This is a genomic window from Streptomyces sp. MGP-P1, from assembly GCF_057766565.1.
The window spans coordinates 1-14,186 of the sequence record NZ_JBYMEM010000007.1 but is presented as its reverse complement, the minus strand read 5'-3'; the positions used below and the strand labels follow the sequence as shown (position 1 = coordinate 14,186).

The window sequence follows — 14,186 nt, the reverse complement described above, 5'->3', positions numbered from 1 at the left end:
GTCAGCGCCCTGCGGCGTACGCGACGAAGCCCGCCCACGCGGCGGGGGCGACGGCGAAACGGGGACCCCGCACGTTCTTGGAGTCGCGTACGTGGACAGCGCCCGGGGCGGCGGCGACCTCGACGCAGTCGTTGGGGTTGCTGCTGTCGCTGTAGCTGCTCTTGAACCAGCGCAGCTCGGACGCGCCCTCGGCAGAGGTGTCGCTGATCATGTCTCTCCCAGCACTTGCTCGATGAAGGCCCTGGACTCCTCCGGCGTAAGAGCCCGGGCCCCGATGACGCCGTACCGCAGCTCAAGGATACGGAGTTGCTTGGGATGCGAGATAGGCCTGCCCGCGAACTCGTCATCCGCCCGCCCCACAGCCGAGCCGTCAGCAAACTTCAGCACTTGGATCCGCCCACCCGTTCCTGGGTGGTCCCACCGGCAGGTCGGCATCACCTGGATATCTACGAAGGGCAACTCTCCAAGAACGAGGAGCCTTTCCAGTTGCCGCCGCCAGACCGCCAAGCCGCCGATCGGACGACGCAGCGAGGCCTCTTCCTGGATGAAACTGAGTTCGGGAGCGGGTGCCCGATCGAAGATGGAGTGCCTGGCGATGCGCCCGGCTAGAGCGCGTTCCAGCTCGTCCGATGGCAGAACAGGGCGTCGCGTACCGAGCAGCGCCCTGGCGTACTCCTCCGTCTGCAAAAGACCGTGGAGGTTGTGGCTGCCGTACGAGGCGAGTTCGACGGCCTTGGCTTCCAGCTTCGCCAAGTCCCGGATCTTCTTCGGGTACCGCACCTCCGCCAGGTCGGACTTCATCGCCGCGAGCTTCCCGCCCGCCCCCACCGCGAGGTCCACCGCATCCATGAACTCCGGGCGGGGGATGCGTCGGCCGCCCTCCACCTTGTAGACGAGGTCCTCGCCGTACCCCATGGCGGAGCCCAGCTCGCACGCCCGCAGGCCCGCCGCCTCGCGCCAGGCCTTGATCTGGCGGCCCACCGCCGCGACCACCGCCGCACCCGGCTCGTCATCCGGATCGACATCCCAGCCGGGCTCGTCCACCCCGCCGTCGCCATGCTCCGTACCGTCACCGACCACACTCATGCGAGCCCCGTTTCCAACGCGCCTGTCGTCCTTTTCCCAACCGCGCCCCTGCCCCGCACGTCACGGGGGACAGCCGGGACAACACCGGACAAGCCCCGGACACTCACCGTACGCAAGGGCTCGGTCACTGGGCACCGTACGCAGAGGCGGCCACGCTGAGTGACATGAATCGAGAAACCACCCACACGCAACACCTCCCCGTCGACCGTGCGTTCACCGTGCTGTTCTCCCCCACCCGCCGAGGTGCCCGACTGGCCCGACTGCTCACGGCAGCCCATCTCGGGGCGTGGGGACTCGCGTCGGAGGCGGAGACGGCGGCGCACATCGTCGCGGAGCTGGCGGCCAACGCCACGGTGCACGGGCGCGTGAAGGGCCGGGACTTCCAACTCGGCCTCACCGTCAGCGGAGGCACGCTGCGGATCGAGGTCACCGACACGCGCGGCGACAGCATTCCGCCCGGGCCGGGAGCGGTGAAGCCGCCCGAGGACGACGACTCGGAGACAGGGCGGGGCCTGCTCATCGTGGAGGCGTTGGCCGACCACTGGGGCATCACCCCCGGGCCCGTTCCCCGTAAGACCGTATGGGCGGAGATCGACCTCGTACGGTGACGGCTCCCGCCGGGTCGTGCGCTGCCGCGACCCGGTGCGTCCCGGTCGACCCCCGACCGGATCGTTCTCGACCGCGACCCGGTGAAGCGCGACATCAACTACCTAAAGCAACAAGGGAAAGAACCCCACCCAACCCACCCCGGCGACCACCTGACGCATCCCAGGGGCTCGTCACCCACACGGGTGAGGTTTGCCAACTCAGCTCGCTTTCGGGCGGGTTGTCCGGCATATGCTCACGCCAGCAACATCCCACCGGACATACGTCGGCCCCCGACCGGGAGTGCAATCCCAACCGAGGGCCTGACCACCAAGGAAGTAGCCCCTTCCCGATGGATACCCAGCAGAATACTGCGCTCACGCGCGCCCTGGCAGAGGTTCCCGGACCGCTGCCCGCCTCCGGCGTGATCCACATCGTCATCCCGCACACCGACCGCTTCACGATCGTCGGCAACCACCTCGCCCAGCACCCCGACCTCAGCTGCACCGCAGTCGGCATCGCCGTACGCATCCAGTCGCTGCCCCAAGGCGTGGAAGTCGGCATCAAGGCGCTAGCCGCCCGATGCCGGGAAGGCGAGAAACGCATCGCGGCCGGCCTGCGCGAACTGGAAGCCCTCGGCTACCTGCAACGGGTCCGGGAACGGCTGCCCAACGGCCGGATCATCACCCGTACGGTGTTCTGCAACCAGCCGACCGCTCTCGTGTGCCCCCGTCGCCCGGCAGCCGCACCGCCTCCCACCCAGGCACCGGACCACGCCCAGCCACCAACACCGGCACCGGCCCCCGCACCGGCGGAGAGGCCCGACCAGCCCACGCCACCCGACCAGCCCGAGCCGCCCGCACCCGAGACGTTCGCGGCTCCGCCCGCACCGCCGCCGCCCTCCTTCGTGACGCCCCCGGCAGCCCCGCTCTTCGTACCGCTGGTCCCGCCCCCGACCGCGCCCAAGCCGCCGCCCCGCCCCCTCCCCTGCCCCGGCGAGCCCACCCCGGACCTCGACCGCGCGGCCACCGCGTTCCTCAGCGACCTGCACCGCCACGCGCCCCAGTTCACGCTCTCCGAGAACGACGTCCGACGCCTGGTCCCCGGCGTCGCGGCCTGGCTCGAACGCGGGGCCCGCCCCGACGCGATGCGCCACGCCCTCACCGACGACCCGCCCCACCCCCTCAAGCACCCCGCCAAACTCCTCAAATACCGGCTCACCGAACTGCTCCCACCACCGCCCCCGGGCGCCCACGACCTCGCCGCACTCGCCCGCCCTCGCATCACCGTCACCCCCTTCCAGACCTGCGACGACTGCGACCGGGCCTTCCGCTCCCCCACCCCCGGCCACTGCCGCGACTGCCGGGAAGACCGCACACACCGCGCGCACCAGGCGCACCAAGCAGACCGAAGCGAAGACATGCGCACCGCCGCGTGAGGGCCTCGCTCCACGGTGCTGATGGCAGCGCGAGGGGTGTCACGGTCCACGGTCGAGGCAGTCGTCGGACCATCCGACACAGTCGGCTGATCGGCGTCGGGCGGCTGGAACCTAGTCCTGGAGCGCGGAGACCAGGCTGGCGACGGTGACCGTGTTGAAGACGAAGGCGATGACCGCGTTCGCCGAGATGGTCCGCCGCATGGCGCGGGAGGTCACGTTGACGTCGGTGGTGCCGAAGGTCGTCATGACGGCCACGGCGAAGTAGACGTAGTCGGCCCAGGCCGCCGCCCCCGCTCCGGGGAAGTCGAGCGCCGCTTCGTTCTCCACCAGATTGTCGGCCTGGAAGGCGACGGCGAACGCGACGACGACACAGGTCCAGGCGATGACGACGAGCGACAGCGCCATCAGGGCGCGCGGCCCCTCGGCGAAGGTGGTGCTGAGGTGGCCGGGCAGCCACACGACAGCCACGGCCAACGCGGCTGCCGCGATGAGGATGGACGCCCCGGGTCCGGGCGCGGTGCCCAGGACGTACCGCTGGAGGAACGTGCCTCGGGCTTCGCGGTCCGCCCAGGTACGGATCTGCTCCGGCGATGCGCTCAGGAAGGCGGTCAGGGTGAGGGCCAGGTACGGGACCAGGTAGGCGAAGAGCACCAGCACGCCGACGTCGTAGGCCGAGATCCGCACGACACTGTCGAGGGGCAGCACCAGGGCCGCGCTCACCGCGATGAGCAGGCACACGAGCGAGCGGCGTCGTTCGGGCAGCCAGGAATTCACGGACGGGCTCCTCCGGGCATGCGCGGTGCGGATGCCGGCGACGCTAGACGAGTCGGCTCCCACGGGGACCGTGGGCTCTCGCGGCGTCCACGAGCTGCTGCGTACGGTCCCCCGAACGGCCCACGGACGGCCGCTGACGTGTCGCATCACGCCTCAGGATGAGGGGCCCACGACGGGCGGGGGCGGGCGGGCCTTGAGGTCGTGGCGCTACGCGCCTCTGCCGCGTTGGCGCGCAGCGGACGGCCGCGCCGGTTGATTGCCCCCGAGGTGTTCAGGCGTGTCGCTCGCCGCGTTGGGACAGCGCCGCTTCCAGGCGGGCCATCAGCCGGACCGCCTCGTCGTACGGTCCGGCCATCCCCTCCAGTGCACGTGCCACCGGTGCCCGAGGGCTGCGGGCCGAGACTACGATCCCTGCCCATGACCTCCATGACGCGTAGCGAAGACGAGAACGGAAACGGGAACAGGAACGAGAACGGCATCCAGGGCGCCGACCGGTACGAGGTCGACACCGACCCGGACCGCATCGACATCGGCCTGGTGCACCACTGGCTCTCCACCGACGCCTTCTGGGCACTCGGCCGCAGCCGTGACCTCGTCGAGCGGTCCATGCGCGGCTCGCTCAACTTCGGTGTCTACGGCCCCGACGGGGCCCAGGTCGCCTACGCCCGGGTCGTCACGGACCGGGCGACCTTCGCCTGGCTCTGCGACGTCTACGTGGACCCGGCCCATCGCGGCCGTGGCCTGGGCGTACGGCTGGCGACCGCCGTGCGCGACCACCTCGCACCGTACGACCTCAAGCGGATTCTCCTCGCCACGCTCGACGCCCACGAGCTGTACGCCAAGGTCGGGTTCGTCCCCGTGGCCGACCCCACGATGCTGATGGCCCTGAGCGCTGAAGAGTAGGTGGGCAGGCGGTCAATGGGCGATGCCGTCGATCAGTTCCCTCGCCCCCTGGCGCAACAGGCTGACCGCGACGGACGTTCCCAGGGTTGCCGGGTCCAGCGCTCCGGCCCATTCGTGGGCGTTGAGGACGGTCTTGCCATCGGGGGTGAAGACCTTGGCCCGGAGCGACAGGTCGCCGTTCCGCTCCACTTGGGCGTACCCGGCGATGGGGCTGTTGCAGTGCCCCTGCAGCACATGCAGGAACATCCGCTCGGCGGTCGTCTCGCGGTGTGCCGCCGGGTCCCCGAGCCCGCTCGCGGCGTCGATGAGGTCGCTGTCGCCCTCACGGCACTGTAGGGCGAGGACCCCCGCACCGATCGGCGGGCACATCACCTCGGGCGACAGGATCTCGGTGATGACGTCGGGGCGGCCGATGCGCTCCAGCCCGGAGGCCGCAAGGAGCAGCGCATCGGCGTCACCTGCGGCAAGCTTGTCCAGCCGCCGGTTGGCGTTGCCGCGCATCGGTACACAGCGGAGGTGCGGGTGCGATGCGGCGAGCTGGGCGGCGCGGCGAACGGACGACGTACCGATACGCGTCCCGGCGGGAAGCTCGTCGAGGTACAGGCCGCCGGGGTGGATCAGCGCGTCACGGATGTCGTCGCGCCGGAGGAACGCGGCGAAAACCGTGCCGGCGGGCAGCGGCCGGTCCGCCGGGATGTCCTTGACGCAGTGCACGGCGAGGTCGGCCTCCCCGGCGAGGAGAGCCGCGTCCACCTCCTTGGTGAACGCGCCCTTGCCCTCAACCGCACTGAGGTCACCCATCCACTTGTCGCCCGTCGTCCTGACCGGAACGACCTCTGTCCGGGAGTCGGGGTGGAGGGCGGCCAGTTCGGCGCGGACGCGCTCCACCTGGGCGAGTGCCATGGGTGAGTCACGGGACACGATGCGAATCAGATCGGCGGACATGGGACTCACGATAGACCGTCAGATACGAGTTCCGACGAGAAGACCTGATGCCCATGTTGCGGTGGGTCCAAGCATGTTGGACCGCTCGGGCAGGCGTGCGAGGAACTCGTCGACCCGTGCCTGGTGGTCGCCAGGCCAGGTGGGCTGCGGCAACAGGTCGTCGACGACGTACAAGCCGCCAGGCTCCAGTAGTCCGATGAGGTCGTCCAGGCGATGGAACTTTCCGGGGCGGCAGTCGACGTAGGAGAGGGCGAGAGGCGGCCCGGCGTAGCTGTCGAGCCAAGTCTCGGCGTTTGCCGTCACGAAGGAGACGCGGGCGTCCTGGCCCAGGTGGTCGACGGCAACAGCCTGGTGCTCGGGGTCCATCTCGACAGAGGTCAGACGGGCATCGGGGCGCATGCCGTGGAGCAGCCAGGACGCCCCGGCGCCGACCCCCGTTCCCAGTTCGACCAGGTGCCCACCGGGCTTGGACGCGGCGAGCGTGGCGAGGAGAGACCCGGCCCGGTCCTCGCACGACATGGCGAATCCGAGACGGTTCGCATCCGCGAAAATCGCGTCGAGGGCAGTCGGGCGGAAGTACGGGCGGTCATCCACGGTTCCGCTCCAGGTGTGTGGCCACCTGCTCGGCGGCGAACGTCAGCACGTGGTCCGCGGTGACCGGCGGCCGGGTCTGTGGCCATCAAGGCTTTGAACGGCCCGTACAGCATCGTGTGAATCGCCAGGTTGGGGTTCACGCCGACGTCACGGAACCCACTGTCGTCCAAGGAGACACGGACAGCTTGCACCGAGCCGTCGAGCATCGCGGTGGGCGATACGACATCGGCTCCCGCCTCGGCGTGCTGAACTGCCATCTCACCCATCAGCCGGTAGGTCGCGTCAAGGTCGATACCTCCGGTGGGGGTGCGCAACACACACTCGCCACTGCTGGTCCAGGAGCAGCCGCACACTTCTGTGGTCACGGCCAGGCCCGGTGTGGCTTCTCTGATCGCGGAAACCACCTGAACCATGAGGTTGTCTGCGGACATGGCTGTTGACCCGGCCTTGTCCCGGTCGTGGCCAAGGGCGAATGCCTTGACGCCCCCGATGCCGAGCCCCTTCCAGCGGGCCACAGTGCGCCGTACGTCCGAAAGCTGCACCGCCCCAGGGAGCCTTCCGGCTCCTGGGTGCCCGTCAGGGAGCGCGAGGAGCGGGGCACTCAAGTCTGCGGAGGTGAGCGCGGGGCGGGCGTAGAAGGTGCGCACGGCGGACCGGGCACGCGAGGGATTGACGCCGTCAGGGCCGGCGGCCGGTGACAGTCGTTCGGTGAGTGTGGTCATGCACCCAGTAGATACCGACACCCTGTCGGCAAATAGAGCGCGCGGAATCACTACAGGGAGCGCGTGCAATACGCGAGCACTCTCCCGGGGAGCGGCCGGAAGCCGGAGCCTCCCCGCCCCCCTCGCCACGCGGCTCCCGCCACCACCTCCCCGTCCTCCTCCACCCCCGTCGGGCGGAAGCCGAGCGAGGTGTACAGGTGTGCGGCGGCCTGGTTCTCCGGGGCGTGGGAGAGGCGCACCCCCGTGCCGTCCTCGCGGGTGGAGAGCCAGGACGCCAGGGTCCGTACGGCGGCCCGGCCGATGCCCGCGCCCTGGTGGGCGGCGTCGATCAGCATGCCGCCGATCCAGTGCGAACCGTCCTCGTCCCGGGCCCACATGAGGTGTCCGGCCACCTCGTCGCCCGCGCGGACGGCGAGCGAGGTCCAGGTCTCCTCGCGGCTGCTCAGCACCAGATAGCGGGCGGCCAGTGCCGGGACCCAGTCGCGCTGGTCGTCGCGGGGCGCGCTGTCGGCGACCGCCCGCCAGTTGTCCGCGTCCACCTCGTGGAGGGTGACGGGGCGGCCCCTGTTGTCGGTGTGTCCGTGGTCGATCATCCGCGCAGGGTAGGTTCCCCGGGCGACGCTCGACCACGGGTTCACGGCTGCGGCTGCCTCCTTACGGCTGCGCCATCGCCTGCCGGAAGCCCGTGTTCACCGCGAGGATCCCGCCGTCCACACGCAGCGTCGTCCCGGTGATCCAGGCCGCGTCGCTGGAGGCGAGGAAGGCGACGGCGGACGCGATGTCCTCGGGGGTGCCGACGCGGCCCAGCGGGTAGAGGGCGGCGGCCCGGTCCAGTTCGGCGTCGCGGCCCGCCCAGGCATCGGTGCGGATCGTGCCGGGGGCGACCAGGTTGACGCGTACGCCGCGTGGTCCGGCGTGGCCCGCCAGCGTACGGGTGAGGCTGGTCAGACCCGCCTTGGCGGCGCTGTACGCGTGGCCGCCGAAGTCCTGTTCGCCGTTGACCGAGCCGATGGTGACGATCGCGCCCCGGCCCGAGGCGACCAGGTGCGGCAGCGCGGCGCGGGCGCAGCGGAACGGGCCGGAGAGGGTGATGTCCAGGTCGCGTTCCCAGACCTCGTCCGTCTCGTCCTCGAAGAGCGGGGTGTCCTGGCCCGCCGCGTAGGCGTTGTTGACCAGGACGTCGAGCCTGCCGAAGGCGGCGACCGCGTGGGCCACGGCCGCCTCGACCGCCGCCCGGTCGGCCACGTCGCAGACGAGGGATTCGGCGGTGCCGCCCGCCTCGCGTATCGCCGCCGCCGTGTGGGCGGCGCGCTTCGCGTCGAGGTCGGTGACGAGGACGGAGGCCCCTTCCGCCGCCAGGCGGCGGGCCGTTGCCGCGCCGATGCCCTGGCCGGCGGCGGTGATCAGGACGCTGTATCCGGCGAAGCGGGCGGCCGGTGTCTGGGCGGGTGCGGGTGTCATAGCGCCGACCGTACTGCCCTGACCAAGGCCTGGGCACGGGGGTCCGCGGTGACTCCCTTCTGGAGGCCGTTGGTGACATAGCCCAGCGCGATGCCCGACTCCGGGTCCGCGAAGCCCAGCGAGCCGCCCCGGCCCGGGTGCCCGAACGATCCGGGGCCCAGCAGCGGCGCCGCCGGGCCGTGCAGCATGTAGCCCAGTCCGAAGCGGCTGTTGACGACCAGCACCCGGTCCGGGCCCGCCGACTCCTCCGTACGGGCCAGGGTGAGCGTGGCGGGGGCGAACAGGCGGCGGTGGCCGTCGACGGGGCCGATCATCGCGGCGTAGCAGCGGGCCAGGCCCCGGGCGGTCGCGATGCCGCCCGACGCGGGGAGTTCGGCCGCGCGGTAGGCGGGGTCGTTCTCGTCGGGGAACGGGTCGATCGCGCCGAACGCCCGGCGGGTGAGCGAGTCCGGGTCCCGGTAGGCCTCGACGACGGAGCGTTTGGCCCGTACGCGCAGAGCGCCCGACGCCGCGGCGGCGGCCGGGGGCTCCACCGGGCCGATGCGGCCGATGCGGTGGGCCTCGTCGGCCGGGAGCCCGAACCAGAAGTCGAGGCCGAGCGGGCGGGCGATCTCCTCGGCGATCCAGCGGCCGATGGTGCGGCCGGTGGCGCGGCGGACCAGTTCGCCGATCAACCAGCTGTAGGTCTGGGCGTGGTAGCCGTGGTCGGTGCCGGGCTCCCACTGCGGGCGCTGGGCGGCGACGGCGGCGGGCCCGGAGACCCCGTCGGCGGCCTCGGCGGGGGTGAGGGCGGTGTCCAGGGCGGGGACCCCGGCCCGGTGGGCGAGGAGGTCGCGGACGAGGACGCGTTCTTTGCCGTTCGCCTTGAACTCCGGCCAGTAGGTGGAGACCGGGGCGTCCAGGTCGACCTGCCCGCGCTGGTGGAGCAGGAGGGGGACGGCGGCGGCGATGCCCTTGCCCGCCGAGCGGACGATCTGGACGGTGTCCACGGCCCACGGTTCGCGGCCGTCGACGTCGCGCGTACCGGCCCACAGGTCGACGACCTTGCGCCCGTGGCGGTAGACGGCGACGGCCGCGCCACGCTCCCCGCGCTGCTCGAAGTTGCGGACGAACGCTTCCGCAACCGGTTCGAACCCAGGCGCGACCGTGCCCCGTACGTCCACGGTGACGGCTCGGGCCACGGTTTCGGTCCCGACTTCGGTCCCGACTTCGGTCCCGACTTCGGTCCCGACTTCGGACCCGGCTTCGGTCCCGGTCACGTCCGCTCCCGTGTGTGGTTCGGTTCCCGTGTCTGATCCCGATCCCGTGCGGGGTCCAGCCCCCGTGCGTGGTTCAGCCCCTGTGCCCGGTTCCGCTCCCGTGCCTGATCCCGATCCCGATTCCGCTTCCGCTTCCGCGCCCGCCGTCGTGCTCACTCCCGCGCTCCCGCTCATCCCCCCATGGTGCACGTCCCGGCAGGGTGTTCGGGGGGCGGGTCGCCGTCACCACCGTGCTGTCACGACCTGTTTACGTCGACGGAACCAGAGCTCAAGGGGCGTACGGCAGGTCATGGGTGACCGTCAGCGCGGTGACGTCGGCAGGTGCATCGCTGAAACCATCGGGTACACGCAGGGGAGGCCCCGCCTCCTGGGGGTCGGCACGCTCTCCACACCCGTGCTGACCAGGTCCTGCGGGCGGGGTCATGGACTCATCAAGAGCAGTGCCCTCCTGCGAACTGTGCGCCGGGGTGGAAGCCCGGCAAGCAGATCGAACTCATCGCGCCACTTCCGTAAAATATGGGACATTAGAGGGCAGAACGATACATATAGGAGGAGCCGGCCCATGTCCCCTGTGATCGAAGTGCATGCGCGCGCCCGGCTCATCACCGATGGCCCCCTGACCCGTCCGGTCCCCGTCAACCTGCGCTACGACCCCGCCGACGAGCGGCGCGCCGTCCACATAGGACTGCCCGACGGCACCGACTGGTCGTTCGGCCGCGACCTTCTGGAGCGCGGCCTGCGGACCCCGATCGAGCGCGGCGACGTCCGCGTCTGGCCGTGCGGCCGTACGCAGCTGATCGTGGAGCTGCACTCGACCGACGGGGTCGAGGTGTTCCAGTTCGAGATCCGGACGCTGATCCGCTTCCTCGCCCGCACCCACGCACAGACAACGGCCACCGCGCCGGACGCCGACAGGCAATCCCAGCCGCAGCCCCCGTCCCGCACCGCCCGCCCCGAGCGAGGCACACAGCCGGAACGGGGCGCGCAGGCGGAACGCGGCGAGCAGGCAGAACGCGGCGCGCAGGCGGAACGGGGTACACGGACGGAGCGGGGCACGCAGCCCGCCCGCAGCTGAAAGCCCCGCCGGCAGCCCGGCCGGCAGGGCCGCCGGGTGGGCAGCCAGGAGGAGCGCCAGGAGGGCCGCTCAACCGCGACCTGAATCCGGCCCGGCGGGGCCGCCCGATACCCCGTCCGACGTCCCGCCCGGTGCCGCACCCGGCACCCGCGCCGCATCCGGGTCCGAGGCCGGTGCCGCATGGAGAATGTCGCGGGCCTGCTCGGCGGCGCGCGCTATGCCCTCGGAGACGAAGTCGAGGAAGCGGGCGACGTTCTCCATGCGGATGGCGGCCGGAGTGCCGGGCCCGAGGACGCCCACACCCTGCCGCGCCGTGTCGACCAGCTGGGCGGTGGCCCGGGCGCTGACCATCATCGACTGGTACCAGATGTCGTCGTCGACGATGTAGCGCTCACGGCGGCGCTCATCGCGCTCACGGCGGACCATGCCCTGGCTGTCGAGGAACGCGATCGCCTTGGAGATGGACGCCGGGCTGACCTGGAGGCGCTGGGCGAGTTCGGGCGCGGTGAGGCTGCCCGAGTCGGTGAGGGTGAGGCAGGCCAGCACCCTGGACATCATCAGCGGCATGCCCGAACCCATGATGACGGTGGTGAACTGCTCCTCGTACTCCCGCACGGCCTCGGCATCGCGCCCGTAGGGCTGCGCCGACGCCTGCGGCTCCCGGGGGGCGGCCTGCTTCCGCCGGTGCGCACGGTGTTCGGTGGCACGGTGAGCCAGATCGGCGCGATAGGCGGTGGGGCCGCCGTTGCGCATCACCTCACGCGTGATGGTCGAGGTCGGACGGTCCAGGCGTCTGGCGATCTCCGCGTAGGCGAGGCTGTCGGCCAGCCCCAGCGCGATCTGCTGACGTTCGTGCTGAGTGAGTCTGCCTCCCGGCATCGCAGCTCTCCTTCGTGGTCCACGAAGTCCCCACTATAGCTTTCACCCCCAATCTATTGCAACGCACCGGTTGCTGACGTTGCGTTAAGCCCGAAGAACATTGCAACGAATAAACGGCCTTGACCTGCGAATACAAGAATCCCTTGCAACGAACCTGTTGAGAGAATCGTAAAGGCAACGTAGCTTTTCCCTCATCGGAAACGACGAGCGCAAGGAGAGCACGATGCAGAAGTTCGACACCACCGCCCCGGTCACCGCCGTCCTCGACATCCCCGCGGGACGCGTCCAGTTCATCGCCGCCGAACGAGGCGACGCCACCGTCGAGGTCCGGCCCGCCGACGCCTCCAGGAGCCGGGACGTGAAGGCCGCCGACCGGATCGAGGTCGCCTACGGCGACGGCGTCCTGCGCATCGCGGTCCCGGCGTCCGGGAACCGGATCCTCGGCGACTCGGGTTCCGTCGAGGTGACCGTCCAACTGCCCGCCGGCTCCCACGTCGAGGCGCGCTCGGGCGCCGCCGAACTCCGCGGTGTCGGACGCCTCGGCGATGTCGCCTTCGACGGCGCCTACCGCCGGATCAAGATCGACGAGGCGGCGAGCCTCCGCCTCACCGCGATCGAGGGCGACGTCGAGGTCGGCCGGCTGGGCGGCCCCTCGGAGATCAGCACCACTCGTGGCGACATCCGGATCGCCGAAGCCATGCGCGGCGGGGTCGTGCTCCGCACCCGGTCCGGCGACATCTCGGTCACCGCCGCCGCCGGCGTCTCGGCCTCCCTGGACGCCGGCACCGACCACGGCCGCGTCAGCAACGCCCTCAAGAACGACGGCACCGCCGAGCTCGACATCCGCGCCACCACCTCGCACGGCGACATCACCGCCCGCAGTCTCTGACCGCACTCTTCGCGCCCCGAACGCACCATCCGAACGCCCCCCGAACGCCCCCTGAACGCCCCCTGAACGCAGCCCTGAACGCACTCATCGAGGAGCAACGACCATGACTCATCCGGCCATCGCGGCGAGCGGACTGCGCAAGTCCTACGGCGGCAAGGCCGTTCTGGACGGTATCGATCTGGCCGTTCCGGCCGGTACGGTCTTCGCTCTGCTCGGCCCCAACGGTGCCGGCAAGACCACCGCGGTCAAGATTCTCTCCACTCTCATCTCTCCCGGCGCAGACTCCGGCGAGATCCGCGTCGGCGGGCACGACCTCGCCACCGACGCCCAGGCCATCCGCGCCGCGATCGGCGTCACCGGCCAGTTCTCCGCCGTCGACGGACTGATCACCGGCGAGGAGAACATGCTCCTCATGGCCGACCTCCACCACCTGCCCAAGCACGAAGGGCGACGCGTCGCCGCCGAACTCCTGGACCGCTTCGACCTGACGGAAGCCGCGAAGAAGCCCGCCTCCACCTACTCCGGCGGCATGAAACGACGCCTCGACATCGCCATGACCCTGGTCGGCTCCCCGCGCATCATCTTCCTCGACGAACCGACCACCGGCCTGGACCCACGCTCCCGCCACACCATGTGGGGCATCATCCGCGGCCTGGTCGCCGACGGCGTCACCGTCTTCCTCACCACCCAGTACCTCGAAGAAGCCGACGAACTCGCCGACCGCATCGCCGTTCTGAACAACGGCAAGATCGCCGCCGAGGGCACCGCCGAACAACTCAAGCGCATCGTCCCCGGCGGCCACGTCAAGCTCCGCTTCACCGACCCCCACACCTACCGGTCCGCCGCCGCCACACTCACCCAGGCCGCCCCCCACGACGAGACCCTCTCGCTCTCCATCCCCAGCGACGGCACCCAGCGCGAACTGCGCTCCATCCTCGACTGGCTGGACTCGGCCGGCATCGAAGCCGACGAACTCACCGTCCACACCCCCGACCTCGACGACGTGTTCTTCGCCCTCACCGTCTCCACCACCGTGCCCGCACAGGCCGACCAGCCGAAGGAGAACCTCCGATGAGCACCCTCGCCCTCGCCGTCCGCGACACCAACACCATGCTGCGCCGCAACCTCCTGCACGCCCGGCGCTATCCCTCGCTCACCCTGAACCTGCTCCTCACACCTGTCATGCTCCTGCTGCTTTTCGTCTACATCTTCGGCGACGTGATGAGCGCGGGCATCGGCGGCGAAGACGGCCCTCCGACTACATCGCCTACATCGTCCCGGGCATCCTGATGCTGACCATCGGCTCCACCGTGATCGGGGCCGCGGTGTCCGTCTCCACGGACATGTCCGAGGGCATCATCGCCCGCTTCCGCACCATGGCGATCCACCGCGGCTCCGTGATCATCGGGCACGTCGTCGGCAGCGTGCTCCAGATCCTCGCCAGCCTGGTCCTTGTCGGAGCCGTGGCCGTGGCCATCGGCTTCCGCTCCGTCGACGCCACCGCCCTGGAGTGGCTGGCCGCCTTCGGACTGGTCACGCTCTTCGCCGTGGCCCTCACCTGGATCGCGGTCGGCAT

The 14,186-nt window shown here is 70.7% G+C and carries 15 protein-coding genes and 2 pseudogenes; 7 read left to right on the top strand and 10 right to left on the bottom strand.

Annotation, left to right across the window (positions count from 1 at the left end):
- Position 1: 1 nt before the first annotated feature.
- Positions 2–211 carry a DUF397 domain-containing protein gene (locus AC3CH1_RS21815; RefSeq protein ID WP_488464477.1) on the bottom strand — a complete coding sequence of 70 codons (210 nt, stop codon included), beginning with the start codon at positions 209–211 and terminating at the stop codon, positions 2–4.
- Entirely contained in the window at positions 208–1,086 is an 879-nt protein-coding gene (locus AC3CH1_RS21810; RefSeq protein WP_488464476.1) for a helix-turn-helix domain-containing protein, read from the bottom strand. Before AC3CH1_RS21810 ends, AC3CH1_RS21815 begins: the two co-directional genes overlap by 4 nt.
- Positions 1,087–1,250: 164 nt before the next feature.
- On the opposite strand from AC3CH1_RS21810, the gene AC3CH1_RS21805 reads away from it, so the two are divergent.
- Positions 1,251–1,694: an ATP-binding protein gene (locus AC3CH1_RS21805; protein ID WP_488464475.1), complete on the top strand. Its 444-nt coding sequence runs from the start codon at positions 1,251–1,253 to the stop codon at positions 1,692–1,694.
- Positions 1,695–2,023: 329 nt separating this feature from the next.
- Positions 2,024–3,109 carry a hypothetical protein gene (locus tag AC3CH1_RS21800; RefSeq protein WP_488464474.1) on the top strand — a complete coding sequence of 362 codons (1,086 nt, stop codon included), beginning with the start codon at positions 2,024–2,026 and terminating at the stop codon, positions 3,107–3,109.
- A gap of 111 nt (positions 3,110–3,220) precedes the next feature.
- Here the strand turns inward: AC3CH1_RS21800 and AC3CH1_RS21795 are convergent, their stop codons facing one another.
- The gene (locus AC3CH1_RS21795) at positions 3,221–3,883 is read right to left on the bottom strand and encodes a DUF1345 domain-containing protein (protein WP_488464473.1); all 663 of its coding nucleotides are present in this window, start codon (positions 3,881–3,883) and stop codon (positions 3,221–3,223) included.
- A gap of 417 nt (positions 3,884–4,300) precedes the next feature.
- On the opposite strand from AC3CH1_RS21795, the gene AC3CH1_RS21790 reads away from it, so the two are divergent.
- Positions 4,301–4,786 carry a GNAT family N-acetyltransferase gene (locus AC3CH1_RS21790; protein WP_488464472.1) on the top strand — a complete coding sequence of 162 codons (486 nt, stop codon included), beginning with the start codon at positions 4,301–4,303 and terminating at the stop codon, positions 4,784–4,786.
- Positions 4,787–4,798: 12 nt separating this feature from the next.
- On the opposite strand, the gene hemC is transcribed toward AC3CH1_RS21790, so the two are convergent.
- The 6 genes and pseudogenes from hemC to AC3CH1_RS21760 form a co-directional block, all read right to left on the bottom strand.
- The gene (hemC, locus tag AC3CH1_RS21785; RefSeq protein ID WP_488464471.1) at positions 4,799–5,731 is read right to left on the bottom strand and encodes a hydroxymethylbilane synthase; all 933 of its coding nucleotides are present in this window, start codon (positions 5,729–5,731) and stop codon (positions 4,799–4,801) included.
- A gap of 18 nt (positions 5,732–5,749) precedes the next feature.
- Positions 5,750–6,325 (bottom strand): O-methyltransferase, encoded by a 576-nt coding sequence (locus tag AC3CH1_RS21780; RefSeq protein ID WP_488464470.1) that lies wholly within the window; start codon positions 6,323–6,325, stop codon positions 5,750–5,752.
- Positions 6,326–6,393: 68 nt separating this feature from the next.
- Positions 6,394–7,047, bottom strand: a pseudogene (locus AC3CH1_RS21775) (hypothetical protein); the annotation flags it as partial.
- Positions 7,048–7,097: 50 nt separating this feature from the next.
- A complete protein-coding gene (locus tag AC3CH1_RS21770; protein ID WP_488464469.1) occupies positions 7,098–7,640 on the bottom strand; it encodes a GNAT family N-acetyltransferase in 543 nt (180 codons plus the stop codon).
- A gap of 61 nt (positions 7,641–7,701) precedes the next feature.
- Complete coding sequence (locus AC3CH1_RS21765) at positions 7,702–8,508, bottom strand: SDR family NAD(P)-dependent oxidoreductase (protein WP_488464468.1); 807 nt, start codon at positions 8,506–8,508, stop codon at positions 7,702–7,704.
- Positions 8,505–9,671, bottom strand: coding sequence for a serine hydrolase domain-containing protein (locus tag AC3CH1_RS21760; protein ID WP_488466696.1), 1,167 nt, complete (start codon positions 9,669–9,671; stop codon positions 8,505–8,507). Before AC3CH1_RS21760 ends, AC3CH1_RS21765 begins: the two co-directional genes overlap by 4 nt.
- 658 nt (positions 9,672–10,329) lie before the next feature.
- Between AC3CH1_RS21760 and AC3CH1_RS21755 the strand changes: the two genes are divergently transcribed.
- Positions 10,330–10,842, top strand: a complete 513-nt coding sequence (locus tag AC3CH1_RS21755; RefSeq protein WP_488464467.1) for an SsgA family sporulation/cell division regulator — start codon at positions 10,330–10,332, stop codon at positions 10,840–10,842.
- Between the two features lie 69 nt (positions 10,843–10,911).
- On the opposite strand, the gene AC3CH1_RS21750 is transcribed toward AC3CH1_RS21755, so the two are convergent.
- Positions 10,912–11,721, bottom strand: a complete 810-nt coding sequence (locus tag AC3CH1_RS21750; RefSeq protein ID WP_488464466.1) for a helix-turn-helix domain-containing protein — start codon at positions 11,719–11,721, stop codon at positions 10,912–10,914.
- A gap of 223 nt (positions 11,722–11,944) precedes the next feature.
- Here AC3CH1_RS21750 and AC3CH1_RS21745 point away from each other — a divergent pair, with 223 nt between their 5' ends.
- From AC3CH1_RS21745 to AC3CH1_RS21735, 3 genes and pseudogenes are all read left to right on the top strand, one after another.
- Positions 11,945–12,610 (top strand): DUF4097 family beta strand repeat-containing protein, encoded by a 666-nt coding sequence (locus AC3CH1_RS21745; RefSeq protein ID WP_488464465.1) that lies wholly within the window; start codon positions 11,945–11,947, stop codon positions 12,608–12,610.
- A gap of 103 nt (positions 12,611–12,713) precedes the next feature.
- Positions 12,714–13,685 (top strand): ATP-binding cassette domain-containing protein, encoded by a 972-nt coding sequence (locus AC3CH1_RS21740; protein WP_488464464.1) that lies wholly within the window; start codon positions 12,714–12,716, stop codon positions 13,683–13,685.
- Positions 13,682–14,186 (top strand): annotated as a pseudogene (locus tag AC3CH1_RS21735) (ABC transporter permease); the annotation flags it as partial. The gene AC3CH1_RS21740 and the pseudogene AC3CH1_RS21735, both read left to right, overlap by 4 nt.

Bases quoted from the DNA above. Each gene is read 5' to 3' on its own strand.
- AC3CH1_RS21815 (WP_488464477.1), bottom strand. From the start codon at position 211: ATGATCAGCGACACCTCTGCCGAGGGCGCGTCCGAGCTGCGCTGGTTC.
- hemC (WP_488464471.1), bottom strand. From the start codon at position 5,731: ATGTCCGCCGATCTGATTCGCATCGTGTCCCGTGACTCACCCATGGCA.
- AC3CH1_RS21740 (WP_488464464.1), top strand. From the start codon at position 12,714: ATGACTCATCCGGCCATCGCGGCGAGCGGACTGCGCAAGTCCTACGGC.
- AC3CH1_RS21800 (WP_488464474.1), top strand. From the start codon at position 2,024: ATGGATACCCAGCAGAATACTGCGCTCACGCGCGCCCTGGCAGAGGTT.
- AC3CH1_RS21805 (WP_488464475.1), top strand. From the start codon at position 1,251: ATGAATCGAGAAACCACCCACACGCAACACCTCCCCGTCGACCGTGCG.
- AC3CH1_RS21790 (WP_488464472.1), top strand. From the start codon at position 4,301: ATGACCTCCATGACGCGTAGCGAAGACGAGAACGGAAACGGGAACAGG.
- AC3CH1_RS21745 (WP_488464465.1), top strand. From the start codon at position 11,945: ATGCAGAAGTTCGACACCACCGCCCCGGTCACCGCCGTCCTCGACATC.
- AC3CH1_RS21750 (WP_488464466.1), bottom strand. From the start codon at position 11,721: ATGCCGGGAGGCAGACTCACTCAGCACGAACGTCAGCAGATCGCGCTG.
- AC3CH1_RS21770 (WP_488464469.1), bottom strand. From the start codon at position 7,640: ATGATCGACCACGGACACACCGACAACAGGGGCCGCCCCGTCACCCTC.
- AC3CH1_RS21755 (WP_488464467.1), top strand. From the start codon at position 10,330: ATGTCCCCTGTGATCGAAGTGCATGCGCGCGCCCGGCTCATCACCGAT.
- AC3CH1_RS21765 (WP_488464468.1), bottom strand. From the start codon at position 8,508: ATGACACCCGCACCCGCCCAGACACCGGCCGCCCGCTTCGCCGGATAC.
- AC3CH1_RS21810 (WP_488464476.1), bottom strand. From the start codon at position 1,086: ATGAGTGTGGTCGGTGACGGTACGGAGCATGGCGACGGCGGGGTGGAC.